This is a genomic window from Ensifer sp. 4252, assembly GCF_050434565.1.
Taxonomy (GTDB): Bacteria; Pseudomonadota; Alphaproteobacteria; order Rhizobiales; family Rhizobiaceae; genus Ensifer.
Map to the genome: position 1 here is coordinate 66,861 of NZ_JBNDIU010000007.1, position 25,193 is coordinate 92,053.

Genomic DNA, 25,193 nt, shown 5'->3' on the forward strand with positions numbered 1-25,193 from the left:
GCAAATGGCCCCGATGCGCGTGCACCGGGGCCATTTTAAGAGCGCCTATGGTCGAAGACGATTACGCCTCGACGCGCGCCTGGCCGTGGCTTGTTTCACCACTCAGCTCGGCCTCGCGCTCCCGCTTGTTGTAGCGGATGGAAGACCAAAGCGAGATACCGATCAGGGCAGCGCCGCCGAGGCCGGTGATCACTTCAGGGATGTGCACCAGCGTCTGGAAGTACATGACCACCGAGAGGATCAGGATCGCGTAGAACGCACCATGCTCCAGGTATCGGTACTCGTTGAGCGTACCCTTCTCCACCAGCATGATCGTCATCGAGCGCACATACATCGCGCCGATGCCAAGGCCGATAGCGATGACGAAGAGGTTCTGCGTCAAGGCGAAGGCGCCGATAACGCCGTCGAACGAGAAACTCGCATCAAGCACTTCCAGGTAAAGGAAGGCGCCGAAGCCGCCCTTTGCCGCCGCACTCATCGTCTGCTGCGATGCGTCGAGCAGACCGCCGACGACCTCGACGACGAGGAAGGTCAAGAGGCCGTAGATGCCCGAATAGACGAAAGTATGCGCGTCTGCCGGATCGAGCAGGGTCGAGAAACCAAGGATCAGCGCCAGCACGAAGGCAATTTCGATGCCCTTGATCGTGGCAAAACGCGCCATCTTGCTTTCGACCCAGGAGATCCAATGCACGTCCTTCTCATGATCGAAGAAGTAGGTGAGGCCCACCATCATCAGGAAGGTTCCGCCGAAAGCTGCGATCGGCAGATGCGCATCATTCATGATGCGGGCATATTCTTCGGGCTTGCTCGCCGCCAGAACGATGGCATCGATCGGGCCGATGCCCGCCGCGATGACGACGATGAGCAGCGGAAAGACGATACGCATGCCGAAGACGGCGATGATGATACCCCAAGTCAGGAAGCGGTGCTGCCATTCCGGGGTCATGTCCTTCAGCTTGTTGGCATTGACGATCGCGTTGTCGAAGGACAGCGAGATTTCGAGTACGGCCAACACGGTGCAGATGAAGAAGACCGCGGCCATGCCGCCGATCGTGCCGGTCGACTGCCAGCCGAGCCAGGCGCCAAGCACCAGGCCGATCGCGGTGACGATGAAGGCCCACTTGAAATAGCCAACGGCGCTTGTGTGCGTTTGAGGCTGCGTCATCGACGGACCTCCTTTGCGCGCACGACACCCGGTTCTGAGAAGAAGTGGGGTTTGGAAACGAAAACACGCACGGCCGAAAGGGCACATGCGTTAGGCATGAGATCAGTTTTCATGGTAGCTAATCCGCCGGCTAATTTGCTGGCGGTACCGACATCACGAGAGCGCCGTAAAAACTCTCGCCAGAGGGGCCCGGCACCAATGTTCATCCCGCGGTCCGATGTCTGGACGGCAGGATCAACCCTTAAGTAGCAGCACCGTGCATTACGTCAAGAGGCAACGCCATCTCCCACAGGGTGATCTGGTGTTCCAAGATTAAAATTATCCCAAACAGATTGACGGGCGGGCGGGCCGGATTCATTCGCAAAACTTATGGTCCCATACAAAGAGCGCGATGGATTGGCGCGACGGAATGTGTCAAAGGCACGCGAACACCTTTGAAAGCCGCTCCCATGACCATACTGACCGCCTCCGCAACCGCGCCGAACGCCGCTCGGACGGGTGTCATCATCATGCTTCTCGGCATGTTGATGTTCTCGTTGAACGACGTCATGGGCAAATGGCTGGTGGCGACCTATTCCGTCAGCCAGTTGATGGTCATCCGCAGCATCGCAGCGCTCCTCGTGCTTTCGCCGTTCATCCTGAAACGCGGGCTGCGCTCGATGTTGCAGGTCGAGCGGCCGTGGCTCCAGGCGCTGCGTTCGCTGCTTTTTGCCGTAGACGCGTCGGCCTTCTATTTCGCCGTCGCGTACATGCCGCTCGCCGACACCATGACCTACTGGCTGGCAGCCCCGATCTATGTTGCCGCCGCCTCGCCGTTCCTGCTCGGCGAGAAGGTCGGCTGGAGACGATGGACGGCAATCCTCGTCGGCTTTGCCGGCGTCGTGATCGCGCTCGAGCCGTCCAAGGACACCTTTAGCCTGCCGGCCCTGATCGCGCTTGTCGGCAGCGCCGCCTTCGCCTTTGCGCTGATGCTCGGCCGAACGCTACGCTCGACCCCGGATACGACACTGGTCTTCTGGCAGGTGATCGGCGCGCTCGTCTTTTCGCTGGTCGGCGTTGCGGCCAACCCAGCCGGTTGGGCGCCCGTCGATGGCGAGGCGTTGCTTCAGCTCGGCATGCTGGGTATCGTTGCGATGCTTGCGCACATTCTGGTCAACCGCGCACTGAAACTCGCTGATGCGGCGACGGTGGTGCCGCTGCAATACACGCTCCTCCTTTGGGCCGTCGTCTTTGGCTGGTGGTTCTTCGGAGACACGCCGCGTCTGACCGTCATCATCGGCGCCGGGCTGATCGTCGCCTCGGGCCTCTTCATCTTCTTCCGCGAACAGCAGTTGAAGAAGCGGGGCCGCAACGTCTAGCCGTCGGCAGGCGCTCGGAATTTCGGGAGGAAGGGTTCCCTCCTCACTCGCCCTCTGATACCTCGCACCCGTCTCAAAGCTGAAGGAGGCTCACTTGGCCAAAGCAATCCATTCGATGATCCGGGTGCTCGACGAGCGGAAATCGCTGGATTTCTATAAGATCGCATTCGGGCTTTCGGTCGCCGAGCGGCTCGATTTCGAAACCTTCACGCTTGTCTATCTCAGCAATGAAGAGAGCGAGTTCGAACTCGAACTGACGATCAACAAGGATCGCACCGAGCCCTACGCGCTCGGCGACGGCTACGGTCACCTCGCGCTATCGGTGGGCGATCTCGACAGCGAACACAAGCGATTGACCGAGGCTGGGCTTGGTCCGAACAAGATCGTCGAGTTCAATCGCGATGGTGCCCTTCTGGCACGGTTTTTCTTCATCACCGATCCGGACGGCTACAAGATCGAGGTCCTGCAGCGCCACGGTAGGTACAAGTGATCGCCTGATGGCGATCATGATCAATCGAAACAATAGCGATTATCGCGCCTATCTATTTCGCTTATAGCCAGAGCGGACTTAGTGTTCTCCGGAAGCATCAAGAATGATGCGCCAACAAGGGGAACTCGGATGAAGAAGCAGATTGCAGCGATGATGCTGGCCGTCATGGCGACGGCAACGTCGGCGGCGGCCGCCGACAAGATCAAGATCGGCACCGAAGGTGCCTATCCGCCTTTCAACTTTGTCGATTCCGCCGGCAAGATCGGCGGCTTCGATGTCGATATCGGGCTGGCGCTTTGCGAGCGCATGAAGGCCGAGTGCGAGGTTGTCGCGCAGGATTGGGACGGCATCATCCCCGGCCTGCTCGCCAAGAAATACGACCTCATCATCGCCTCGATGTTCATCACCGAGGAACGCAAGAAGCAGGTCGCCTTCACCAACCCCTATTATCTTGCGGCGATGACACATGTGGCGCCGAAGGGCGCCGGCTTCACCACGTTTACCAACGAAGCTCTCAAGGGCAAGGTGATCGGCGCCCAGTCTGGCACCACCCAGGCCGATTTCATCGCCGCCACCTATCCGGATGCGGACATCAAGCTCTATCCGACCCAGGATGAAGCCAACCTCGATATGGTCAACGGCCGCCTCGACCTGCAAGTCGGCGACATGCTGCCGCTCTTGGATTGGGTGACGAAGAACGACGACGGCAAGGCTTGCTGCGAAATCATCGGTGAACCGATCACCGACAAGAAATTCGTCGGCGACGGCGTCGGCATTGCCGTGCGTCAGGATGACAACGACCTGCGCGAGAAGCTCAACAAGGCGCTCGACGAAATTCGAGCCGACGGCACCTACAAGAAGATCAACGACAAGTACTTCACTATTGATGTCTATACGATGAAGTAGGCCAACCATTCATTCACCGGCCGCCCACCGTATTGGCGGTCGGTGAATGCACTCGTCGCGCAAAAGTGTTGAGCGGCTTTGCGGAAACGACAGGCAGTTCTGAAGGAATGAGGCGCGCCTATACCCTGGACGCCAGACCAATAGACAAAACTCGTCGCCGTTCTGCTCCACAGCCTCGACGAAATCGCACCGTCGAAAACAGGCCAGGCTTGCGGTGTTGTCGATCTCAATGTGTGCATGAAGCTTGGCGAAGGCACGGCACGACACGACCCACAAGCCGCGCAACAAAGGTTGCACTCACACCAGAATGAAAGTTCAGCGCGTGATGTCACGGCGCCACGGACATTTCCGTTGGCTAGCGGAGACGCCGACTTCGTTTAGGCAGAGTTTGTCAAGAATTGGTGCGGACCGACAACCGACAGATCGTTGAAATGCCAACACCTCTATGTCTTCGCCGCATGCCCGAGAAGTTTTCGTGAGATCTCCTTTCAAATCATTTGGCAGAGCGCTCACATGCGATATCAATGCGTCTGCCGACTCCAACAAAAATGCCGCGAAAGCCACGATGCCGAACCAAGCTCTCGACGACCTTGCCGTCTTGCTCAGCAGACCATTGGAAGACCTTCTCCGCTCAATCCCACAATTGCGAGACGAGTCCTCTCGCGCCCTCATCGAACAACTGCTGCCACTCATGGCGCCGCCGTCAGAACGACCAGGTCCATCCGGTGTGGATGCATTCAGTAGCGACGACGCGCGACTTCGGGCGCAAATTCTGAATTACCACGCGACGGAGTTGATGACGGATCGCGAACGCGCGCAATTTCTCGGGTTGCCCAATGGTTGCAGGATCCGCGAACGAGCAAAGATCCTGGCACCTGAAAAGCTCGAATGTGGCGAAAATGTCTGGATTGGCGAAGGCGCGGTGCTCGATGCCCAAGGCGGCCTTGAAATCGGAGACAATACGCAAATTGGCCTCGGCGTGATGGTCTGGAGCCATACCAGTCATCGACAGGCCACCAGCGGTGAAACGGGATCCTCCCGCGACAAGATCGCCTACCGGCGCACGCGCATCGGAAGCAACTGCTTCATAGCGGGGCCTTCCGTCATAGCGCCAGGTGTCACGATCGGGGACAGGGTGATCATTTCTCCCCTCACCTTCGTTGACCGCGATCTGGCCGATGACGAGGTCCTGAGTGGCCCGCGATCCCTGAAGAAACTGGAAGAGCGGGTTGCGGCCCTGGAGGCGCAGCTGGCAAACCCAAAAAGCTAAGTGACCGACGGGCGGCTGCCACTTCCATGCAGCTTCGCACCGGTCCTGCCGAATCCGTGTGAAGGTGCTTGCGCGCAAATCTGCGCGCAGTTCCAAGTGCCCGTTATTCGCAGGTCGATCCTTTGGTCCGCAGGCATCGCGCCAACCCTGCCCACGTCAGGCCCAAGCAAGCTTTCCTCGCAATATGAACCTACGCGGTTGCTTGAGAGGAATCAGCATGATCAGGGTCGCACTTTGCGGGATGGGGTATTGGGGGCGAAATCTTTTTCGGGTGCTATCGAGCAACCCGGGCATTGAACTCGCTGCCATCGTCGATCCGAAACCGGAACTCGCAGAAAAGCTTCGCCAATCGCACCCGCAGATCGTCGTTCACGCCGACGCCAGCGCCATCATGGCGGATCCGACGATCGATGCCGTCGTCATCGCGACGCCGGTGTCGTCGCACTATGATCTGGCGCGCGCGGCCCTTGAGGCCCGCAAGCATGTCATGGTCGAAAAGCCGATGTGCGCATCCAGCGCCGAGGCGAGCGATCTTGTCGCACGCGCCGAGGCCTACGGGCTGACCCTGATGGTCGACCACACCTTCCTCTTCCACCCCGCGGTGCTGAAGCTTGCGGATCTCGTTCATTCCGGCGCACTCGGCCACGTTTCCTACTTCGACTCCCAGCGCATCAATCTCGGTCTTTTCCAGCCGGATGTGAACGTTCTCTGGGACCTTGCGCCGCACGATCTGTCGATCCTCGACTTTCTCTTCGGCATCGAGCCCGTCGACGTCGAGGCCACCGGCTACTGCCACGTCAATCAGGGCTCGCCTGACATCAGCTACCTGACGCTGCACTACCCCAATTCGATGGTGGCTCACCTCAATCTGAGCTGGATGTCGCCGGTGAAGCTTCGCCGCGTCGCGATCGGCGGCAGCGAGCAGATGGTCGTCTGGGACGATCTCAACCGCGACGAGCCGCTGAAGATCTACGATTCCGGTATCACGTTCCATTCGAAGCAGGAACGGGATCTCATTCTGCCGAACTACCGGATTGGATCCGTATCCTCGCCCCGGCTTGCAGCATCCGAGCCGCTTGTCGATGTCGTCGAACACTTCCGGCAATCCATCACGAAACAAGTCGCCTGCAAGACAGACGGGCGACTTGGTCTGCGCGTCGTGCGCACGCTGGAGCGCGCCCAGGCCGCGCTTGATCTCAGCCTTCGTCGCGTCCGCGGGTTCATGCCCGCCTCCATCAACGCAGTAGCCGCGGAATAAACCAATGCAGAACACATCATCGTCCGAAACCGTCAACGCCCTGAGAGGCAAGCGCATCCTGGTAACGGGAGGAGCCGGCTTTGTCGGCTCGCACATCGTCGATCAGCTGATGCAGCAAGACGTCGCAAAGGTGGTCGTCATCGACAATATGGTGCGTGGCAGGCTCGCCAATCTCGCATCGGTCGCCCACCCCGACCGCCTGGAAGTCATCAACGCGGATATTCGCGATCGCGACTTGCTCGACAGCTTGATCGGCAGCAGCGACGTGGTCTTCCATCAGGCGGCCCTTCGCATTACCCATTGTGCTGCCGAACCGCGCCACGCCTTCGAAGTGATGGGGCAATCGACATTCGATCTCATCGAATCCTGCGTAAAGCACCGCGTCGAAAAACTCATCGCCGCCTCTTCCGCCTCGATCTACGGGCTTGCCCCGGAATTCCCGACGACCGAAGCCGCGGCGCCCTACGCCGACCGGACCCTCTATGGCGGGCTCAAGCTTCTCAACGAAAGCCTGCTTCGCTCGTTCAACGACATGTTTGGCCTCAACTACTGCGCCCTGCGTTACTTCAACGTCTACGGCACCCGCATGGATATCCATGGTCGCTACACCGAGGTGCTTATTCGCTGGATGGAACGGATCGCTGCCGGACAGGCGCCGATCATCTTCGGCGACGGGCTGCAGACGATGGACTTCATCGACGTCCGGGACGTTGCACGCGCCAATATCGCAGCGGCGCTCTCGCCTGCGTCCGATCAGGTCTATAACGTTGCCTCGGGCGAGGAAGTGTCGCTCAAGCAGCTCGCCGATGCGCTGCTGAAGACCATGGGGCGGCCAGATCTGTCGATCGAATACATGCCGGCTCGAAGCGTCAATCCCGTCGAGCGGCGTCTCGCCGATCCGCGCAAGGCAAAAGAACAGCTTGGCTTCGAAGCGACGATCACCCTTGAGCAGGGTCTTTCCGATCTTGTCGAGTGGTGGCAGCAGGAACGCGCTCTCTCGATGGAGGCGGCGCAATGATCCCGCTGATGCGTCCTCTTGTCGGCCAGGCTGAGGCTCACGCTGTTGCCGCGGTCATTGCTTCGGGCTGGCTGACGCAAGGTCCGCAGGTTCTTGCCTTCGAAAGCGAGTTTGCGGCGATGACAGGCGCTGCACATGCCTGCGCGGTATCGAACTGCACGACGGCGCTGCATCTGGCGTTGCTGGCCGTTGGCGTCGGACCCGGTGACGAAGTCATCACTGTCAGCCACAGCTTCATTGCCACGGCCAACTCCATTCACATGTGTGGTGCGACGCCAGTCTTTGCCGATATCGGCCCGGATGGTTTCAACATCGATCCGAACGCGATCGCCGCACTCGTCACCCCACGCACGAAGGCAGTTCTGTGCGTCGATCAGATCGGCATGCCCTGTGACCTTCCGGCGATCTGCGAAGTCGCCCGCGCCCACGGCCTGCGGGTGGTTGAGGATGCGGCTTGTGCAAGCGGCGCTGAAATCCAGGCCAACGGCACCTGGACCAAGCTTGGCGGCACCTTCTCCGATGTCGCCTGCTTCTCGTTCCATCCCCGCAAGATCCTGACCACAGGGGAAGGCGGCATGATCACGACGAACGCCCCCGAAATCGACGCACGCTGCCGTCTGCTTCGCCAGCACGGCATGAGCGTTTCGGATCTTGCCCGCCATAAGTCCAACCGCGTCGTGACCGAAACCTACGACGAATCCGGCTTCAATTACCGGATGACCGACATGCAGGCCGCAGTCGGGCGCGAACAGTTGAAGCGACTGGACAGCATCGTTGCCGAGCGCCGTGCCCTGGCGAGACGCTACGAGGAGCAACTCGGCGAGATTGACGGCGTCGCCGTGCCGGCCGAACCCACTTGGGCGCGCTCGAACTGGCAGAGCTATTGCGTTGGCCTGCCTGAGACTGCGGATCGCGACGGCGTCATGCAATCCATGCTGGACAACGGTATCGCGACCCGCCGCGCGATCATGTCGAGCCATCTTGAAAAGCCTTGGCAAGACGCCCGCCACGACGGATTGGAGCGATCCGAGAAGGTCAGCCGCACCCATCTCATTCTTCCGCTGTTTAACGGCATGACGCAGGACGAGCAGAACACGGTGGTCGAGGCGCTGAAAACGTCGCTCTCCGCACAAGGATTGAACTGATGCCCATCGCCGACACTGTTGTCCTGGGTGAAAATGTCGTCATCTACCATCCGGAGCTCGCCAATCTCTATGGCTGCAAGATCGGAGATGGCACACGTGTCGGCACGTTCGTCGAGATCCAGTCTGACGTTGAGATTGGCGCGAACTGCAAGATCCAGTCGCATTGCTTCATCTGCTCGGGTGTCACCCTCGAAGACGGCGTCTTCGTCGGGCACGGTGTGATGTTTACCAACGACCGCTACCCGCGCGCGATCAATGACGACGGCAGCCTGCAATCAGCAGCCGATTGGACCTGCCTGCCGACCCGTGTTTCCAAAGGTGCATCGATCGGCAGCAATGCAACGATCCTGCCGGACCTGGTCATCGGTCAATACGCATTGGTGGCTGCGGGTGCCGTCGTGACGCGCAGCGTCCCCGATCACGCCATCGTCGCCGGCAACCCCGCCCGCATCGTCGGTTCAACTTCCCCTTCGCAACGGACATCCGCATGAACGCGCACGCCACCGTACCTTTCGTCGACCTCTCGATCCAGTGGAACCAGATCCGTGCCGACGTTATGCCCGACGTCGAACGGCTGTTTGAGGCAAACGCCTTTTGCCTCGGACCATGGGCCACGGAGTTCGAAAAAAGCATCGCCGACTATCTGGGTGCACGGCATGCCGTTGCTGTCAGCAGTGGCAGCGCCGCGCTGCACCTCGCCGTCATTGCCGCTGGAATTCGCCGTGGGGACAAGGTGCTCGTGCCTGCGCATACGTTCATCGGGACGGTGTGGGGCCTTCTTTATGAAGGTGCGATCCCGGTCTTCTGCGACGTGGAAGCCGCCGCCGGCACCATTGATCTTGCCGATGCCGAACGCCGGTTGGACGACGGCGTCAAGGCCATCATCCCGGTGCATCTCTACGGGCAGCCAGCCGACATGGCCGCCACAATGGAGTTTGCTCGCCGCCACAAGCTGACGGTGATCGAGGATGTCGCCCAGGCGATCGGCGCACGCCATGCTGGCCGCAGCCTCGGGACGATCGGCGATCTGGGTTGCTTCAGCTTCTATCCGGGCAAGAACCTCGGCGGCGCCGGCGAAGGCGGTCTCATCGTCACCAATGACGACGAGCATGCCAAGGCGCTGCGGGCACTCAGGGATCATGGTCAGTCGCAGCGGTACCTGCACGAACGGATTGGCTACAACTACCGCATGGACGGCCTCCAGGCGCTCGTTCTTGGTCACAAGCTCGGCCACCTTGACGCCTGGACGGATCAACGGCGCGCGATCGCGGCGCGTTACAAGCACACTCTTGCGGCAACACCGTTGAAGCTGCCGCAGATCGTTCATGGCGACCACGTCTATCATCTCTATGTCGTGCGCACGGAACGTCGCGACGAGTTGAAGGCCTATCTCGATGGACACGGCATCCAGACAGGCCTGCACTACCCGATCCCGCTGCACCGGCAGCCGTGCCTTCTCGAGATCGCTGCGGGGCAATCGAATTTCCCTGTCGCCGAAGAATTCGCATCCCAGGGTCTGTCGCTGCCGATGTTCGCCGGCATGCGCGCCGACCAGCAGCAACGCGTCATTGACGCCGTCCTTGCATTTTTCGACGGAGAGTAGCCATGGCTGAGACAGCACCGCGTCGCAAGGTTCTCTGCGTACGCCCGCGACCGAACCCGAACACCGCATCTATGCTTGCAAACGTCGTCGATGAATGGGTGCATACGCTTGCGTTGCATTGTGACGTCAGCGTCATCGAGCAGGACTTCGACTTCGCCGAAGTCTACGAACAGCTAAAACCCGACTTCCTGATCTTCGATTCCGTGCATTGGGGCCGACCTCACCGGTTGAATATCGCCAACGCGCATATGCATCCGCATGTACCGCGCGCGCTCTATCTCAACTGCGACCCGCACGACCCGATGCGGCCGCTCATTCTACAGATGCTCGACAACTACGGCATCGACACGGTTTTCTGCACCGGCAACGAACAAATACAGCATATGCCGGAACTGCTGCGGATCGCCTCTTTCATCCTGCCGAAATTCATCGATCCGACCGTCTTTCAGGACTACAAACTCGACAAGATAATCCCCGTCACGGTCTTCAGTGGGCATCTTTTCCCAACCTTCTACCCCTGGCGGGCACAAGTGACGGAAGAGATCCAACGCCTGTTCCCGACACTGGTCTATACGCATCCCGGTTACGACAAGAACCACCAGGCCCCCTTTGAGGTTCGTGACGAGAAATACTCGCGGCTGATTTCGCAGAGCTATTTCTCCATCTCCGACACAACGCGGATGGACTACGTCGTTCGCAAACATCTGGAAATCCCGGCATCGGGCGCCATTCTGGTCGCGCCAGAATCGGAGCCCTTGAAGGAGTACGGTTTCGTCGACCTTGAGAATTGCGTGCTCGGCTCCGGCCGCGAGCTCTATATCAAGATAAATGCGATCTCCCGTAGCCCAGATCTCTATTCCTATATCTGCAAGCAGGGGCATGACCTCGTTCACAGCCGCTATACCCGGCAGTCCTGGACATACATGCTCGATTGGTTCGAGTGCCGTGTCAGGCTGCAGCCGGGCGAAATCGTGCAGCAGCAAGGGAAATTCGGGTCGTTCGAAAACGTCCCGGCCGCGGCCGGTACGCCGTGGATCGCCGACGCTGTCATCTTCGATAGCCCGATGTCCGCCGTGCTCCGGTCGGCGCGCGACGCGATCCTCTCAGGAGAAGACCTTACATCTACCAAGGCAGCTCTCAACGACCTGACCACCTGGATCGGTCATGTTGCAGAGCCCTGGATCCTATTGGGCGTCATCGCGCTTCTTGAGGGTGACCTCAATCAGGCGGCTCTTTGGCTCAGCCGCAGAGGCAATGCCCAGGGCCAATCGGACCCGGAACTGGGCCGCCTCGATCCGGTTGAAATCGCCTGGCTGTTGATGCTTGCCGAACTGCTGGAAGATGAAGGCCTACGCGACCTGATGCTGGAGCGTGCGATCGACGCACCCCACGTCAGCATCCGGCGCATGCAATGGCTATGGCGTGATGACCCGGATGAACAGGCTGACGAAACCGCCGATGCCGACGGGGCAGAGCCCGGCGACTGCTTGTCGATCCACTGGCTTGGTCAGGAAGATCTCGCAACCTGGATCTCCCTCGCCGAGCGCGTATTGGCTGCCAATGGCCGGGCCGATCGGATTCGCTACGGGGCTGTTCTCGACGGCCGGTCCAAGATCATGCTCGGGGCGAACTGAATAGGGGCGCGAGGCCGTTGATACCCATGGCCTCGTCGCTCCCATGAGCTCTATCAAGACTTGCCTCCGCATGTCCGTCCGGCCAAAGTTCTCCGGACAGTGAAAAAGAGGCGAGATATGTTCGATCTGACAGGAAAGACCGCCCTGGTGACCGGTGGTGGCCGTGGACTTGGCCTGGAGATGGCAAAGGCGCTTGCCAAGGCGGGCGCGTCGGTCGTGATCAACGGTCGGGGTCGGTCGGCATTGGAAGCCGCGCGCAATCAGGTCGCGAGCGAAGGCATCATTCTTGAGATCGCCCCCGGCAACGTGGCGGCGAATGTGGACGAGATCCTGGCCGCAGCGACTGGCAGCACCGGGAGGCTGGACATTCTGATCCACGCCGTCGGCGAGCGCGACCGCCGCGGTACGGACGATATGGATCCTGCCGGCTTTGCCGCCCTCATCAACACCGATCTGACCGCCGCCTACGGCATGGCGAAGGCGGCACTATCCTATCTCCGGCAATCGGAAGCCGGACGGCTGATCTTTGTTACCTCGATCGCGGCCGTTGCAGCCCGCGCAGGTGATCCCGCCTATACCGCGGCAAAGGGCGGGCTTGAGGCATTGACGCGATCGCTTGCCGTCGAACTCGGCTCCGACAGCTTGACGGTCAACGCCATCGCGCCCGGCTGGTTCGCGACGGAAACCAACGCTGCGCTTGCCGCCGATCCTGTGTTGCAGCAATTCGTCGATGTCCGCATTCCATTGAAGCGCTGGGGTCGCCCGGAAGAAATAGCGCCTGCTGCCGTATTCCTCGCGTCACCAGCCGCGAGCTTCGTCAATGGCATCACCTTGACGGTCGATGGCGGCATGACAGTGCAGATGTAAGCCGCTGCGGTTAAGTCGCGGTCAGGGCGCAGCGGCCGCTTTTGAAAGCCCATCGGCAAGAAGGTCCGCGAGTGTCCTCGCGGCCCTTTCTGTGCCAGCCTTGAGACGCAGGCTGAACTCGGCATCGGGCAAGGCCGGAAGCGCCAACCTCGCGGGCGCGATCGCGACACCCTCGCCAATGAAGCGTTCGGTTCTCGCCGTCAATGCTATGCCGCCGCGAACCGCGGCGCGAAGTCCGGAGAGGCTCGGACTTGTCGCTGCTATCCGGTAGGACCTTTCGCTTGCCTCAAGCGCGTCGATTGCCGCCGAGCGAAACCCGCAGGGCGGATCAAGGACGGCAAGCGGCAATTGCTCGTCGCTGGGCATGACATCAGGTGACGCGCATAACCAGACCATCGGTTCGCGCAGCACCGCGACTTCGTCGACCGCCCCGCCTTGCCGCATGACGATCACCACGTCCACCGCACCCTGATCATACTGGTTCAACAGCTCTTTCGAACGACCGACCCGCAGGTCCAGCCGCACCCGCGGATGCGAGCGTGCGAACTGTTGCAGCAACGTCGGCAACGTGCTGTCGGCAAAATCCTGGGTGCATCCGAGCGAAACGCGGCCGTCGGTGCGCGCGCCTTTAAGGCTGAGCCACGCATTACGGTGAGCGTCGAGGATCTTGCGTGCGTGTACCACGACATCTTCGCCGGCCGGCGTCAACACCCGCCCACGCCCGGCAGGCGCCAGCAACGCCTCCCCGATCAGCGCCTCCAGCCTCTGCATCTGGGCAGTAACCGCCGAAGGCGTGCGCCCCACGACTGTGGCAGCATGGGCCAGTGAACCGCTTTCGGCAAAGGCCAGAAATGTGCGCAACAGGTCCGGATCAAGTGTTTGCATAACTTCATCATAATCGAATTATCAATCATAAACAATTCGATTTTACTTGATCAAAATGGATGCGAGATTGGCTTCAACACAATCCGACACCTCAAGGAGCCAATCATGCCTATCATCAATATCACCGTCACCGGCAAGGCCGACCCCGTCCTGTCCCAGCGCATCGCCGCCGCCGTCAGCGAACTGACGGCCATGCATTTGCGCAAGGACCCGACGATTACGGCCATCGTCGTCAACTACGCCGATCCCGCGCACTGGTTCGCCGGCGGCCGCTCGCTCGCCGAGCAGGGCGCCAACAGTTTCTGGCTTGATATCAAGGTGGTGGACGGTACCAACACCAAGCAGGAAATGGCGAGCTACCTCGAGGCCGTCTTTGCCGGCTTCCAACAGCTCTTCGGCAATGTCCATCCGGAAAGCTATATCCTCGTGCACGAGGTTTCGGCTGCCGCCTATGGTTACGAAGGCAAGACGCAGGAGTTTCGCTACATCAGCAACAAGCTCAACGCGGCGGGTTTAGGCGCCAACGCTTAAGGATTGTACCGAAAGCATACGGCGTCTGCTCGGATCGACGCCGTATGCCTGCTAGGCCGGCTCAGCCGGGCTTTGCCTCTTCATTGCCGCGCAGCAGGTGGATGAGCGCGGAAAAGTCTTCGCCACCGTGGCCGAGTTTTTCGAACATCGAATAGAGCTGAGCTGCCTGGGCGCCCATCGGGGTCGAGGCACCGCTTGTGCTTGCCGCCTGCTGCGACAGCTTCAGGTCCTTCAGCATCAGGCTTGCCGCAAAACCCGGCTTGTAGTCGTTGTTGGCAGGCGATGTCGGCACCGGTCCCGGCACCGGGCAGTAGGTCGTCAGCGACCAGCACTGGCCGGACGAAGTGGACGCAACATCGAACAAGGCCTGATGCGACAAGCCGAGCCGCTCGGCGAGCACAAAGGCCTCGCAGACGCCCGCCATGGAAATGCCGAGGATCATGTTGTTGCAGATCTTTGCCGCCTGGCCAGCCCCGACGTCACCGCAATGGACGATCTTTTTGCCCATGGCGTCGAGCAGCGGCTTGCCGCGGGAAAAGGCATCGTCGGTACCGCCGACCATGAAGGTGAGTGTGCCCGCGGCAGCGCCGCCGGTGCCGCCGGAGACGGGGGCGTCCAGCGAACGGCAATCGGCCTTTTCGGCAAGTGCATGCGCCTTGCGGGCGCTGTCGACATCGATGGTGGAACTGTCGATCAGCAGCGTCCCCGGATCGACGAAGCCAAGCAGTTCATCCCAGACGTAGAGTACATGGGCGCCGGCCGGCAGCATGGTGATGACGCATTCCGCCTCGCGCACCGCATGCGCGATCGAGCCTGCAACCGAAACACCCGTCTTGGCCGCAGCGTTGCGTGATGCCTCCGACAGGTCGAAGCCGGTCACCGCGTGGCCGGCCTTCACCAGATTAGCGGCCATCGGGCCGCCCATGTTGCCAAGCCCGATAAAGGCGATCTTCGTCATCTTCACTCCTCCTGAATTGCAGTTCGATCAACGCCGAATAGAGCGGCTTACTCCCCTCAGGCGACAAACAGTGGCAGGTGATCTCGGTTCGCAAATCGCGCGCGCATCTCTTCCGTCACATCAGACAGGCCCACCGACCATTTCGGGTTGCGGTCCTTGTCGATGACGGCTGCACGCACGCCCTCATAGAAGTCGGGATTGGAAAGCATGCCGAGCGTGGCCGAGTATTCCCGCTCGAGGCATTCGTCGAGCGAGGCGCTCTTGCGACCGGCTCGCAACAGGTCGAGCGTCAGCTTCATGCTCAGGGCCGAACGCGAACGAAGCAGGGCCAGCGTTTCCCAGCCGAAGTCGCTATCTTCCGCCTCCAGCGCCGAAAGGATCTCCTCGACCGTATCGAAAGCGAAGCACCGGTCGATTGCCTTTAGATGTGCAGCAAGCGGCGAGGATGGCGCTTGCTCGGCAACGCCCTGAATTGCGGCATCGACATCCGCGGTGTTGGCAGAAGGCGGCAGTGCGACAAGGGCAGAGATCAACTCTTCGAGCTTGCCAGTCGGCACATAATGGTCGGCAAACCGCGCATGGATCGCATCAGCCGCAGCAATATCGCGGCCGGTGAGACCGAGATAGGTGCCGAATTCACCCGGCGCATGTGGAAGCAGCCAGGTGGCGCCGACATCCGGGAAATAGCCGATGCCGGTTTCCGGCATGGCGAGCCGGGTGCGCTCGGTCACGATACGGTGGCTGCCATGCGCCGAGATCCCGACGCCGCCGCCCATGACGATGCCGTCCATGATGGCGATGTAGGGCTTCGGATAAGCGGAAATCCGGCTGTTGACGACGAACTCCTCGCGCCAGAACTGTGCGCCTTCGGCCGGCCGCTCTCGGCCGCTCTCATAGATCATGCGGATATCGCCGCCGGCGCAAAGCCCGCGCTCGCCTTCACCCGTCACCATCACGGCTGCAACTGAAGGATCGCTCTCGAATTCGGTCAGCGCTTCGGCGATCAGCCGGATCATCGGCACGTTGAGGCTGTTCAGCGCCCTCGTGCGATTGAGCCGGATGCGGCCGATCGCGCCCTGGCGCTCGACGATGACTTCCGGTGCTACCGCCTGCATTTCCATGAAAAGCCCTTCCTATTTCCGGCCGATGATCGAGCGCGCCACGATCAGCCGCATGATCTCGTTGGTGCCCTCGAGTATCTGGTGCACCCTCAGGTCCCTGACAATCTTCTCGACGCCGTAGTCGGCGAGATAGCCGTAGCCGCCATGGAGCTGCAGCGCGTCGTTAGCGACTGCAAAGCAGCGATCGGTGACGAAGCGCTTGGCCATGGCGCAGAGTTTCGTCGCCTCGGCGTCGCCGGCGTCGAGTGCAGAGGCCGCGCGCCAAAGGAAGGTACGGGCGATCTCTAGATCGGTTGCCATATCGGCGAGGCGAAACTGCAGCGCCTGGAACTCGCCGATCGCCTTGCCGAAGGCGCGACGCTCCTGGACATAGGCAAGCGCCCGGTCGAAGGCCGCCTGCGCGCCACCAAGCGAGGCCGCAGCAATGTTCAAGCGGCCGCCATCAAGCCCACCCATGGCGATCTTGAAGCCGTCACCCTCGGCGCCGAGGCGGTTTTCAACGGGAACCCGCACGCCGTCGAGCATCACGGCGCGGGTCGGTTGAACGTGCCAGCCCATCTTCTTCTCGTTGGCGCCGAAGCTGAGGCCCGGCGCATCCTTTTCCACCACGAAGGTAGAGATGCCCTTCGGCCCATCCTCGCCAGTTCTTGCCATGATGACGTAGAGGCCGGACACGCCGGCACCGGAGATGAACTGCTTCTGGCCGGTCAACACGTAACTGTCGCCGTCCTTGACTGCCTTGGTCTTGAGCGCAGCCGCATCCGAGCCGGATCCGGGCTCCGTGAGGCAGTAGCTCGCCAGCGTCTCCATGGTCAGCAGCTTCGGCAGCAGCCGATGGCGCTGCTCGTCGGTGCCATATCGGTCGATCATGCCGGAGCACATGTTGTGAATGGAAACGAAGGAGGCGACCGCCGGGCAGCCGGTTGCCAAGGCTTCGATGATGATTGCGGCGTCGAGCCGCGTCAGGCCCGTGCCACCGACATCTTCGCTGATATAGATGCCCGCCATACCGAGAGCGGCTGCGGCCTGCAGCTTATCGACCGGGAAATGTTTTTCCTGGTCCCACTCGATGGCGTTGGGCGCCAATTGGTCACGAGCGAAGTCGAGCGCCATCTGGCGGATGGCTTCCTGTTCCTCTGACAGGCGAAAATCCATATGCATGTCCTCCCTGACCGCATATTGAACGATTGGGGCTAGTTACACCAAATTCCGTACAGGCACAGGTGCAACTTCTCACAGGTTCTGTTCAAAAACGAACAGAAGCGACCAAATCCCTATTAGCTCTCGCTCAGACGATACGGCAGAGCGCCGCGCAAGTCATGGTCGACGATCAGCCTTCGTTTGAGCGGCGGCACGGCACGGCTGGCGCATTTCGTCCGCTCGCAGATCCGACAGGATATGCCGATCGGGTCGAACGCGGCGCGGTTGCCGAGATCGAGATCGTCGGCATAGACGAAGGCGTCGGCGTAGGAGATCTCACAACCGAGCGCCAAGGCGTATCGCGGCTGGGCCGCGCGAAAGCCGCCGCCACCCTTGGTGATCTGGGTGGCAAGGCAGAGATAGCGCACACCGTCGGGCGTCTCGGCGAGTTGACGAATGATGCGGCCGGGCGTCTCGAAAGCCTGATGCACGTTCCAAAGCGGACAGGCCGCCCCGAAACGGGCGAACTGCAGCTTTGCCGCACTGTGGCGCTTGGTGATATTGCCGGCCCGGTCGATACGGGCAAAAAAGATCGGCACGCCCTTCTGGCCCGGGCGCTGCAGCGTCGACAGGCGGTGACAGACCTGTTCCAGCGACGCGCCAAAACGCGCAGCCAGCAGTTCGAAATCGTGCCTGAGCTCGCGCGCCGCCTTGTGAAAAGCCTGGTAGGGCAGGATCAGCGCCCCGGCGAAATAGTTCTGCAGCCCGATGCGACAGATCTCGTAGGCTTCCTCCGTGCGGAAACCGGCGCCGCCGGCCACGCGGTCGATCTCTTCGCGGGCGTGCAACTGGGCGATCTGAAGGGCGATCTGGAAGTCGCGTGTGGCGGCGGGTGCATAGGGGTTCAGCGTCAGCAAACGTGCGCGTGGGTCATAGCGCCGGATCGCTTCGTCGCCGGCCGCCCCCCGCAAGACGCGCACACCGTGGCGCTGCTCGAGATAGGCTGCCAGCGCCGCATGGTTGTCGCCCTCGCCAAGCCCGAGTTCGCCTGCAAGCCGCTCGGCGAGAAGATCGATGTCGTGGATATAGTTGTCGACGAAGTGGAAGAAGTCGCGAACTTCTTCATAGGGCGTCGTCTCCATCGAAGGCCCGCCGCGGCCGATGGTATCGTCGATGCTGGCAAGTTGCTCACTGTTGCGGCGATAAGCCTGATGGCAGCTGATCAGCGCATGCGCCAGCCCCGGCGCGTTCTGGGTGATCAGCTTCAGTTCCTGAAGGCTCGGCGAATAGGTCTCGAACAGCGGATCGCTGAGCGCCTCAGACAGGGCGGACAGCAACCTGTCACCTTCGCCGGTCGAAAGTTCGGCGATATCGATCTGGAATTTTTCGGCAAGTGCCAGAAGAACCGAAGCCGAGACGGGCCGCTGGTTGTTCTCAATCTGGTTGAGATAGCTGGTGGAGATGCCGATGCGCTCGGCAAACTGCCCCTGCGTCGCCCGGTTCGCATCCCGAAGTTCCCTGACCTTGCGGCCGATATAGAGTTTGCCGATCGCCATGTTCGCAACTTTGCAATTTACATTTCGCAATATTCTCTATTTCACATTTGCACATGAACGGGCGTTTTACCATCCGTCCTTCGACGCTATTGCGAAGCGACAAACGCCTCTGCACAATCACGGAAAAACCGGGAGGGAATTATGCGCGCCATACTTGAACAGGTCGAAGCTCGCCGTGCCGAGGCAAGGGCCGGCGGCGGCCAGCGCCGCATCGACGCCCAGCACGGCAAAGGCAAGCTGACGGCGCGCGAGCGCATCGAGGTTCTGCTCGATGAAGACTCCTTTGAAGAGTACGACATGTACGTCACGCATCGCTGCGTCGACTTCGGGATGGACAGCCAGAAAGTCGCCGGCGACGGCGTCGTCACCGGCTGGGGCACGATCAACGGCCGGCAGGTCTATGTGTTCTCGCAGGACTTCACCGTGCTCGGCGGCTCGCTGTCGGAAACCCACGCGCAGAAGATCTGCAAGATCATGGATATGGCAGTCAGGAACGGCGCTCCTGTCATCGGCCTCAACGACAGCGGCGGCGCCCGCATCCAAGAAGGCGTCGCCTCGCTTGCAGGTTACGCCGAAGTCTTCCGCCGCAATGCCGAGGCATCGGGCGTCATCCCGCAGATCTCGGTGATTATGGGCCCTTGCGCCGGCGGCGCCGTCTATTCGCCGGCGATGACCGACTTCATCTTCATGGTGCGCGATTCATCCTACATGTTCGTCACCGGCCCCGACGTGGTGAAGACCGTCACCAACGAGATCGTCACCGCTGAAGAGCTTGGCGGCGCCGGCACGCACACGAAAAAGTCCTCCGTCGCCGACGCAGCCTATGAAAACGACATCGAGACGCTGGAGCATGTGCGCCTGCTCTTCGACTTCCTGCCGCTCAACAATCGCGAAAAGCCGCCGGTCCGGCCATTCCACGATGACCCTTCGCGGCTGGAGCGGCGGCTGGACAGCCTCATCCCCGACAGCGCTGCCAAGCCCTACGACATGAAGGAACTGATCCTGGCGCTTGCCGACGAGGGCGATTTCTTCGAGCTGCAGCAGAGTTTCGCGCGCAACATCATCACCGGATTCGTTCGCATGGAAGGCCAGACTATCGGCGTCGTCGCAAACCAGCCGATGGTGCTTGCCGGCTGCCTCGACATCGATAGTTCGCGCAAGGCCGCCCGGTTCGTTCGCTTCTGCGACGCCTTTTCGATCCCGATCCTGACGCTCGTCGATGTACCGGGCTTCCTGCCGGGCACTGCCCAGGAATATGGCGGCGTGATCAAGCATGGCGCCAAGCTGCTTTTCGCCTACAGTCAGGCAACCGTGCCGATGGTGACGCTGATCACGCGCAAGGCCTATGGCGGCGCCTATGACGTCATGGCCTCCAAACATATCGGCGCCGACGTCAACTATGCCTGGCCGACCGCCGAGATCGCGGTGATGGGCGCCAAGGGGGCAACCGAGATCCTCTACCGCTCCGAACTCGGCGATGCCGACAAGATCGCGGCACGCACGAAGGAGTACGAAGAGCGCTTCGCCAATCCATTCGTCGCCGCAGAACGTGGTTTCATCGATGAAGTGATCATGCCCCACTCGTCGCGCCGTCGCATCGCCCGCGCCTTCGCCTCACTTCGCAACAAGCAGGTCGATCTCCGCTGGCGCAAGCACGACACGATCCCGTTGTGATGGAGGCAACCATGGAGCCGGAACGCGAACGCATCATGACGCCGGAGGAGGCCCGCCGCGACCATCGCGAGATGCTGCGCTACATGGCGGTCAACGCGCTCTACGGCCTAGTGACCGGGGCAACCGTCGCAGGCGTGCTGATCTGGCTCAATATCGGCGCGGTCGGCACCCATATCGCCCGCTCCACCAGCCCCATCCTCGCCACGGCCATGGTCGTCGTGCCCTTTGCGCTGCTCTTCGGCGGCGCCGTTGCGGCATCATCCATCGCGCTCCTGCCCTACCGCCGCAAATTCAAACGCTGACGCGACCGCAAGGATTCGAAAGAGAAAAAGCATGTTCAAGAAGATCCTCATCGCCAACCGTGGCGAAATCGCCTGCCGCGTCATCAAGACCGCGAAGAAACTCGGCATCGACACCGTCGCGGTCTATTCCGACGCCGACCGCGATGCCATGCATGTGCGCATGGCGGATGAGGCCGTTCATATCGGTCCCTCACCCTCGGCGCAGTCCTATATCGTCATCGATAAGATCATCGAGGCGATCCGCAAGACCGGCGCCGATGCAGTTCATCCCGGCTACGGCTTCCTGTCGGAAAATGCTGTGTTCGCCGAAGCGCTCGAAAAGGAAGGCGTTGTCTTCATCGGCCCGCCTGTTGGCGCAATCCAGGCGATGGGTGACAAGATCACCTCGAAGAAGCTCGCCGCCGAAGCCGGCGTCTCCACCGTTCCCGGTCATATGGGCCTGATCGCCGATGCCGATGAGGCCGTGAAGATCTCCGGATCGATCGGCTATCCCGTGATGATCAAGGCGTCGGCAGGCGGCGGCGGCAAGGGCATGCGCATCGCCTGGAACGACCAGGAAGCCCGCGAAGGCTTCCAGTCCTCGAAGAACGAGGCGAAGAACTCGTTTGGCGACGACCGGATCTTCATCGAAAAATTCGTAACCGAACCACGCCATATCGAAATCCAGGTGCTCGGCGACAAGCACGGCAATACGCTCTATCTCGGCGAGCGCGAATGCTCGATCCAGCGCCGCAACCAGAAGGTGATCGAGGAGGCCCCCTCGCCGTTCCTGGATGCCGCCACCCGCAAGGCCATGGGCGAACAGGCCGTAGCACTGTCGAAGGCTGTCGGCTACCACTCGGCCGGCACCGTCGAGTTCATCGTCGATGGCGATCGCAACTTCTATTTCTTAGAGATGAACACCCGCCTGCAGGTGGAACACCCGGTCACCGAACTCGTGACCGGCCTTGATCTTGTCGAGCAAATGATCCGTGTTGCAGCCGGCGAGAAGCTTGCCTTCGGCCAGGCGGATGTGAAGCTCAACGGCTGGGCGATCGAGAGCCGTCTCTATGCCGAAGATCCCTATCGCAACTTCCTGCCTTCGATCGGCCGGCTGACGCGCTATCGCCCGCCTGCCGAAGGTGCACACGACGAAGGCACAGTGACGCGCAACGATACCGGCGTCTTTGAGGGCGGCGAGATCTCGATGTATTATGATCCAATGATCGCCAAGCTCTGCACCTGGGGGCCGGACCGCGTGACGGCCGTCGAAGCCATGGCAGAGGCGCTCGACCGGTTCGAGGTCGAAGGCATCGGTCACAACCTTCCGTTCCTTTCCGCCGTGATGCAGCAGCAGCGTTTTCGTGAGGGCCGCCTGACGACCGCCTATATCACCGAGGAATTTGCCGACGGCTTTCATGGCGTGACGCCGGACGAAGCGTCGGCGCGCAAGCTGGCAGCAATCGCCGTCTCGATCAACCAGGTCCTGCAGGAGCGTGCCAGCCAAATCTCCGGCACCATCGGCAACCATCGCCGGATCGTCGGCTATGACTGGGTGGTCAATCTTGCCGACATGGACTTTCCTTTGACCTCAGGCGCTTCGGCCGACGGCGCCTATGTCCGCTTTGAAGACGGTACGTCCGCCTCGATCGCCGGCGACTGGACGCCGGGCCGCACGCTCGCCACCTTCAACATCGACAATCAGCCGATGAGCGTGAAGGTGGAACTGACGGGAACCGCGATCCGGCTGCGCTGGCGCGGCATAGACGTGATTGCCCGGGTCAGAAGCCCCCGCGTCGCCGAGCTTGCCAAGCTGATGCCAAAGAAGCTGCCGCCGGACACCTCCAGGATGCTGCTCTGCCCGATGCCGGGCGTCATCACCTCGGTCTCGGTCAAGGCCGGCGACACGGTGGAGGCGGGCCAGTCGCTGGCGATCGTCGAGGCGATGAAGATGGAAAACATCCTGCGCGCCGAGAAGCGCGCCACCGTCAAGCGCGTGGCCGTTACTGCCGGCGCGAGCCTCGCGGTGGACGAATTGATCATGGAATTCGAATGATGGTTGCCGAGTAATCAAGTCCTCACCTTCATTCCTGTGCCTATCACAGCGATGAGGTCTGAAAGGTGCCCTTTGGGCCAAGGAGTTACCGATGAGCGATAAGACCATCAAGGACTGGGAAAGCCTCGCCGAGCGCGAACTCAAGACGGCGCCGGAAAGTCTTACCTGGCAGACACCGGAGGGCATCGCCGTCAAGCCTCTCTACACCGCTGATGACCTGCAAGGCATAGAGCATGTCGGCTCCTTGCCCGGTTTCGCACCGTTTCTGCGCGGGCCCCGCGCGACGATGTATGCCGGCCGGCCCTGGACGATCCGGCAATATGCCGGGTTCTCGACGGCAGAAGCCTCGAACGCCTTTTACCGCAAGAACCTCGCCGCCGGCCAGAAGGGCCTTTCGGTCGCCTTCGATCTTGCCACCCACCGCGGCTACGACAGCGACCATCCGCGCGTCGAGGGCGATGTCGGCAAGGCGGGTGTGGCGATCGACTCGGTCGAGGACATGAAGATCCTGTTCGACGGGATTCCGCTCGAGGAAATGTCGGTGTCGATGACCATGAACGGCGCGGTCATCCCGATCCTCGCCTCCTTCATCGTCGCGGGCGAAGAACAGGGCGTTTCTCGCGACAAGCTGTCGGGCACCATCCAGAACGACATCCTCAAGGAGTTCATGGTCCGCAACACCTATATCTACCCACCGGAACCCTCGATGCGCATCGTTGCCGATATCATCGAGTATACGGCAAAGGAGATGCCGAAGTTCAACTCGATCTCGATCTCCGGCTACCACATGCAGGAAGCCGGCGCGACGCTGGTGCAGGAACTCGCCTTCACGCTCGCCGACGGCCGCGAATATGTGCGCGCAGCCCTTGCCAAGGGTCTGAACGTCGACGAGTTCGCCGGGCGGCTTTCGTTCTTCTTCGCCATCGGCATGAACTTCTTCATGGAAGCCGCCAAGCTTCGCGCAGCACGGCTGCTATGGACCCGGATCATGACCGAGTTCGAGCCGAAAAAGCCGTCGTCGCTGATGCTGCGCACCCATTGCCAGACATCGGGCGTCTCGCTGCAGGAGCAGGACCCCTACAACAACATCATCCGCACCGCCTTTGAGGCGATGTCGGCCGCCCTTGGCGGCACGCAGTCGCTGCACACCAACTCGTTCGACGAGGCGATTGCGCTGCCGACCGAATTTTCGGCGCGCATCGCCCGCAACACCCAGCTGATCCTCCAGCATGAGACGGGTGTGACCAAGGTCGTCGATCCGCTGGCGGGCTCCTACTACGTCGAGAGCCTCACCAACGAACTGGCGGAAAAAGCCTGGGCACTGATCGAGGAAATCGAAGCCATGGGCGGCATGACCGAGGCGGTCAATGCCGGATTGCCGAAGCGGCTGATCGAAGAGGCGGCCACCCGCCGGCAGGCGGCAGTCGACAAGGGCGAAGAAGTGATCGTCGGCGTCAACAAATACCGTCTCGACAACGAAGAGCCGATCGACATCCTGGAGATCGACAATACAGCGGTGCGCGCCGCGCAGATCCGCCGGATCGAGGAAACCAAGCGTCGGCGCAATTCGCCGGATGTTGCAAACGCGTTGGCCGTAATCACCGAATTCGCACGCACGGGCGAAGGCAACCTGCTGGCGGCCGCTGTCGAGGCGGCGCGGGCCCGGGCAACCGTCGGCGAGATCTCCGACGCGATGCGCGCAGCCTTCGGCGACCATGCTGCAACGCCCAAGGTGGTCAGCAAGATCTATGGCAAGGCCTATGAGGGCGAGCCTGAACTGGCGGTGCTTACCGAGCGGCTGGGCGAGGTCTCGGACAAGCTTGGCCGCAAGCCGAAGATCATGGTGGCAAAGCTCGGCCAGGATGGCCACGATCGCGGCGCCAAGGTGATCGCTTCAGCCTTTGGTGATATCGGCTTTGATGTTCTGGCCGGCCCGCTGTTCCAGACCCCCGAAGAGGCGGCCGACATGGCGCTTGCCAGCAAGGTCAACGTTATCGGTGTGTCATCGCTTGCCGCCGGCCACAAGACCCTGATGCCGCAGCTTGCCGACGCGCTGAAAAAGCGCGGCGGCGAGGACATCATCGTCATCTGCGGCGGCGTCATCCCGCGGCAGGATTACGAATATCTGATGGAAAACGGCGTGTCCGCCGTCTTCGGCCCCGGCACCAACGTGCTCGATGCCGCCCGCGCCGTGCTCGACCTGATCGAGGGCAAGCGGCGAAACGTTTGAAGCTTGCGCGCACCGGGATGCGCCGGTGCCTCGTCGTGCGCAGTATG

General features: G+C 61.3%; 22 protein-coding genes. 16 read left to right on the forward strand and 6 right to left on the reverse strand.

Features of this window, described 5'->3' with window-relative positions:
- Nucleotides 1–61 precede the first annotated feature (61 nt).
- Complete coding sequence (locus ABIE33_RS15950) at nucleotides 62–1,165, reverse strand: DUF475 domain-containing protein (RefSeq protein WP_429126534.1); 1,104 nt, start codon at nucleotides 1,163–1,165, stop codon at nucleotides 62–64.
- 449 nt (nucleotides 1,166–1,614) lie between these two features.
- On the opposite strand from ABIE33_RS15950, the gene ABIE33_RS15955 reads away from it, so the two are divergent.
- The 11 genes from ABIE33_RS15955 (at nucleotide 1,615) to ABIE33_RS16005 (ending at nucleotide 12,714) form a co-directional block, all read left to right on the forward strand.
- Entirely contained in the window at nucleotides 1,615–2,523 is a 909-nt protein-coding gene (locus ABIE33_RS15955) for a DMT family transporter (protein ID WP_429126536.1), read from the forward strand.
- A gap of 94 nt (nucleotides 2,524–2,617) precedes the next feature.
- A complete protein-coding gene (locus ABIE33_RS15960) occupies nucleotides 2,618–3,013 on the forward strand; it encodes a VOC family protein (RefSeq protein ID WP_429126537.1) in 396 nt (131 codons plus the stop codon).
- 129 nt (nucleotides 3,014–3,142) lie between these two features.
- Nucleotides 3,143–3,919: an ABC transporter substrate-binding protein gene (locus ABIE33_RS15965; protein ID WP_429126538.1), complete on the forward strand. Its 777-nt coding sequence runs from the start codon at nucleotides 3,143–3,145 to the stop codon at nucleotides 3,917–3,919.
- A gap of 565 nt (nucleotides 3,920–4,484) precedes the next feature.
- Nucleotides 4,485–5,189, forward strand: coding sequence for an acyltransferase (locus tag ABIE33_RS15970; protein ID WP_429126540.1), 705 nt, complete (start codon nucleotides 4,485–4,487; stop codon nucleotides 5,187–5,189).
- A gap of 217 nt (nucleotides 5,190–5,406) precedes the next feature.
- Nucleotides 5,407–6,447: a Gfo/Idh/MocA family protein gene (locus ABIE33_RS15975; RefSeq protein WP_429126542.1), complete on the forward strand. Its 1,041-nt coding sequence runs from the start codon at nucleotides 5,407–5,409 to the stop codon at nucleotides 6,445–6,447.
- 40 nt (nucleotides 6,448–6,487) lie between these two features.
- The gene (locus ABIE33_RS15980) at nucleotides 6,488–7,465 is read left to right on the forward strand and encodes an NAD-dependent epimerase/dehydratase family protein (RefSeq protein WP_429126905.1); all 978 of its coding nucleotides are present in this window, start codon (nucleotides 6,488–6,490) and stop codon (nucleotides 7,463–7,465) included.
- Nucleotides 7,462–8,610 (forward strand): DegT/DnrJ/EryC1/StrS family aminotransferase, encoded by a 1,149-nt coding sequence (locus tag ABIE33_RS15985; protein ID WP_429126544.1) that lies wholly within the window; start codon nucleotides 7,462–7,464, stop codon nucleotides 8,608–8,610. The genes ABIE33_RS15980 and ABIE33_RS15985 overlap by 4 nt, the downstream gene beginning before the upstream one ends.
- Nucleotides 8,610–9,101 (forward strand): acyltransferase, encoded by a 492-nt coding sequence (locus ABIE33_RS15990; protein WP_429126546.1) that lies wholly within the window; start codon nucleotides 8,610–8,612, stop codon nucleotides 9,099–9,101. Before ABIE33_RS15985 ends, ABIE33_RS15990 begins: the two co-directional genes overlap by 1 nt.
- Nucleotides 9,098–10,213 (forward strand): DegT/DnrJ/EryC1/StrS family aminotransferase, encoded by a 1,116-nt coding sequence (locus ABIE33_RS15995; protein ID WP_429126548.1) that lies wholly within the window; start codon nucleotides 9,098–9,100, stop codon nucleotides 10,211–10,213. The genes ABIE33_RS15990 and ABIE33_RS15995 overlap by 4 nt, the downstream gene beginning before the upstream one ends.
- Before the next feature lie 2 nt (nucleotides 10,214–10,215).
- Nucleotides 10,216–11,847 (forward strand): hypothetical protein, encoded by a 1,632-nt coding sequence (locus tag ABIE33_RS16000; protein WP_429126550.1) that lies wholly within the window; start codon nucleotides 10,216–10,218, stop codon nucleotides 11,845–11,847.
- Nucleotides 11,848–11,964: 117 nt separating this feature from the next.
- The gene (locus tag ABIE33_RS16005; protein WP_429126552.1) at nucleotides 11,965–12,714 is read left to right on the forward strand and encodes an SDR family oxidoreductase; all 750 of its coding nucleotides are present in this window, start codon (nucleotides 11,965–11,967) and stop codon (nucleotides 12,712–12,714) included.
- Between the two features lie 21 nt (nucleotides 12,715–12,735).
- On the opposite strand, the gene ABIE33_RS16010 is transcribed toward ABIE33_RS16005, so the two are convergent.
- The gene (locus ABIE33_RS16010; RefSeq protein WP_429126554.1) at nucleotides 12,736–13,599 is read right to left on the reverse strand and encodes a LysR substrate-binding domain-containing protein; all 864 of its coding nucleotides are present in this window, start codon (nucleotides 13,597–13,599) and stop codon (nucleotides 12,736–12,738) included.
- Between the two features lie 105 nt (nucleotides 13,600–13,704).
- Here ABIE33_RS16010 and ABIE33_RS16015 point away from each other — a divergent pair, with 105 nt between their 5' ends.
- Nucleotides 13,705–14,130 (forward strand): tautomerase family protein, encoded by a 426-nt coding sequence (locus ABIE33_RS16015; protein WP_429126556.1) that lies wholly within the window; start codon nucleotides 13,705–13,707, stop codon nucleotides 14,128–14,130.
- Between the two features lie 61 nt (nucleotides 14,131–14,191).
- Here the strand turns inward: ABIE33_RS16015 and mmsB are convergent, their stop codons facing one another.
- From mmsB to ABIE33_RS16035, 4 genes are all read right to left on the reverse strand, one after another.
- Nucleotides 14,192–15,088 carry a 3-hydroxyisobutyrate dehydrogenase gene (gene mmsB / locus ABIE33_RS16020; protein ID WP_429126559.1) on the reverse strand — a complete coding sequence of 299 codons (897 nt, stop codon included), beginning with the start codon at nucleotides 15,086–15,088 and terminating at the stop codon, nucleotides 14,192–14,194.
- A gap of 56 nt (nucleotides 15,089–15,144) precedes the next feature.
- The gene (locus ABIE33_RS16025; RefSeq protein WP_429126562.1) at nucleotides 15,145–16,209 is read right to left on the reverse strand and encodes an enoyl-CoA hydratase/isomerase family protein; all 1,065 of its coding nucleotides are present in this window, start codon (nucleotides 16,207–16,209) and stop codon (nucleotides 15,145–15,147) included.
- A gap of 12 nt (nucleotides 16,210–16,221) precedes the next feature.
- A complete protein-coding gene (locus tag ABIE33_RS16030; protein ID WP_429126565.1) occupies nucleotides 16,222–17,364 on the reverse strand; it encodes an isobutyryl-CoA dehydrogenase in 1,143 nt (380 codons plus the stop codon).
- A gap of 122 nt (nucleotides 17,365–17,486) precedes the next feature.
- Nucleotides 17,487–18,905 carry a helix-turn-helix domain-containing protein gene (locus ABIE33_RS16035; RefSeq protein ID WP_429126568.1) on the reverse strand — a complete coding sequence of 473 codons (1,419 nt, stop codon included), beginning with the start codon at nucleotides 18,903–18,905 and terminating at the stop codon, nucleotides 17,487–17,489.
- A 141-nt stretch (nucleotides 18,906–19,046) separates the two neighbouring features.
- Between ABIE33_RS16035 and ABIE33_RS16040 the strand changes: the two genes are divergently transcribed.
- The 4 genes from ABIE33_RS16040 to scpA all read left to right on the forward strand — a co-directional run bounded on the left by ABIE33_RS16040 (nucleotide 19,047) and on the right by scpA (nucleotide 25,146).
- Entirely contained in the window at nucleotides 19,047–20,579 is a 1,533-nt protein-coding gene (locus ABIE33_RS16040; protein ID WP_429126571.1) for an acyl-CoA carboxylase subunit beta, read from the forward strand.
- A gap of 11 nt (nucleotides 20,580–20,590) precedes the next feature.
- Nucleotides 20,591–20,881: a hypothetical protein gene (locus ABIE33_RS16045; RefSeq protein WP_429126574.1), complete on the forward strand. Its 291-nt coding sequence runs from the start codon at nucleotides 20,591–20,593 to the stop codon at nucleotides 20,879–20,881.
- Between the two features lie 31 nt (nucleotides 20,882–20,912).
- Nucleotides 20,913–22,916: an acetyl-CoA carboxylase biotin carboxylase subunit gene (locus tag ABIE33_RS16050; protein WP_429126577.1), complete on the forward strand. Its 2,004-nt coding sequence runs from the start codon at nucleotides 20,913–20,915 to the stop codon at nucleotides 22,914–22,916.
- A 91-nt stretch (nucleotides 22,917–23,007) separates the two neighbouring features.
- Nucleotides 23,008–25,146 carry a methylmalonyl-CoA mutase gene (gene scpA, locus ABIE33_RS16055; RefSeq protein WP_429126579.1) on the forward strand — a complete coding sequence of 713 codons (2,139 nt, stop codon included), beginning with the start codon at nucleotides 23,008–23,010 and terminating at the stop codon, nucleotides 25,144–25,146.
- Nucleotides 25,147–25,193: the final 47 nt, after the last annotated feature.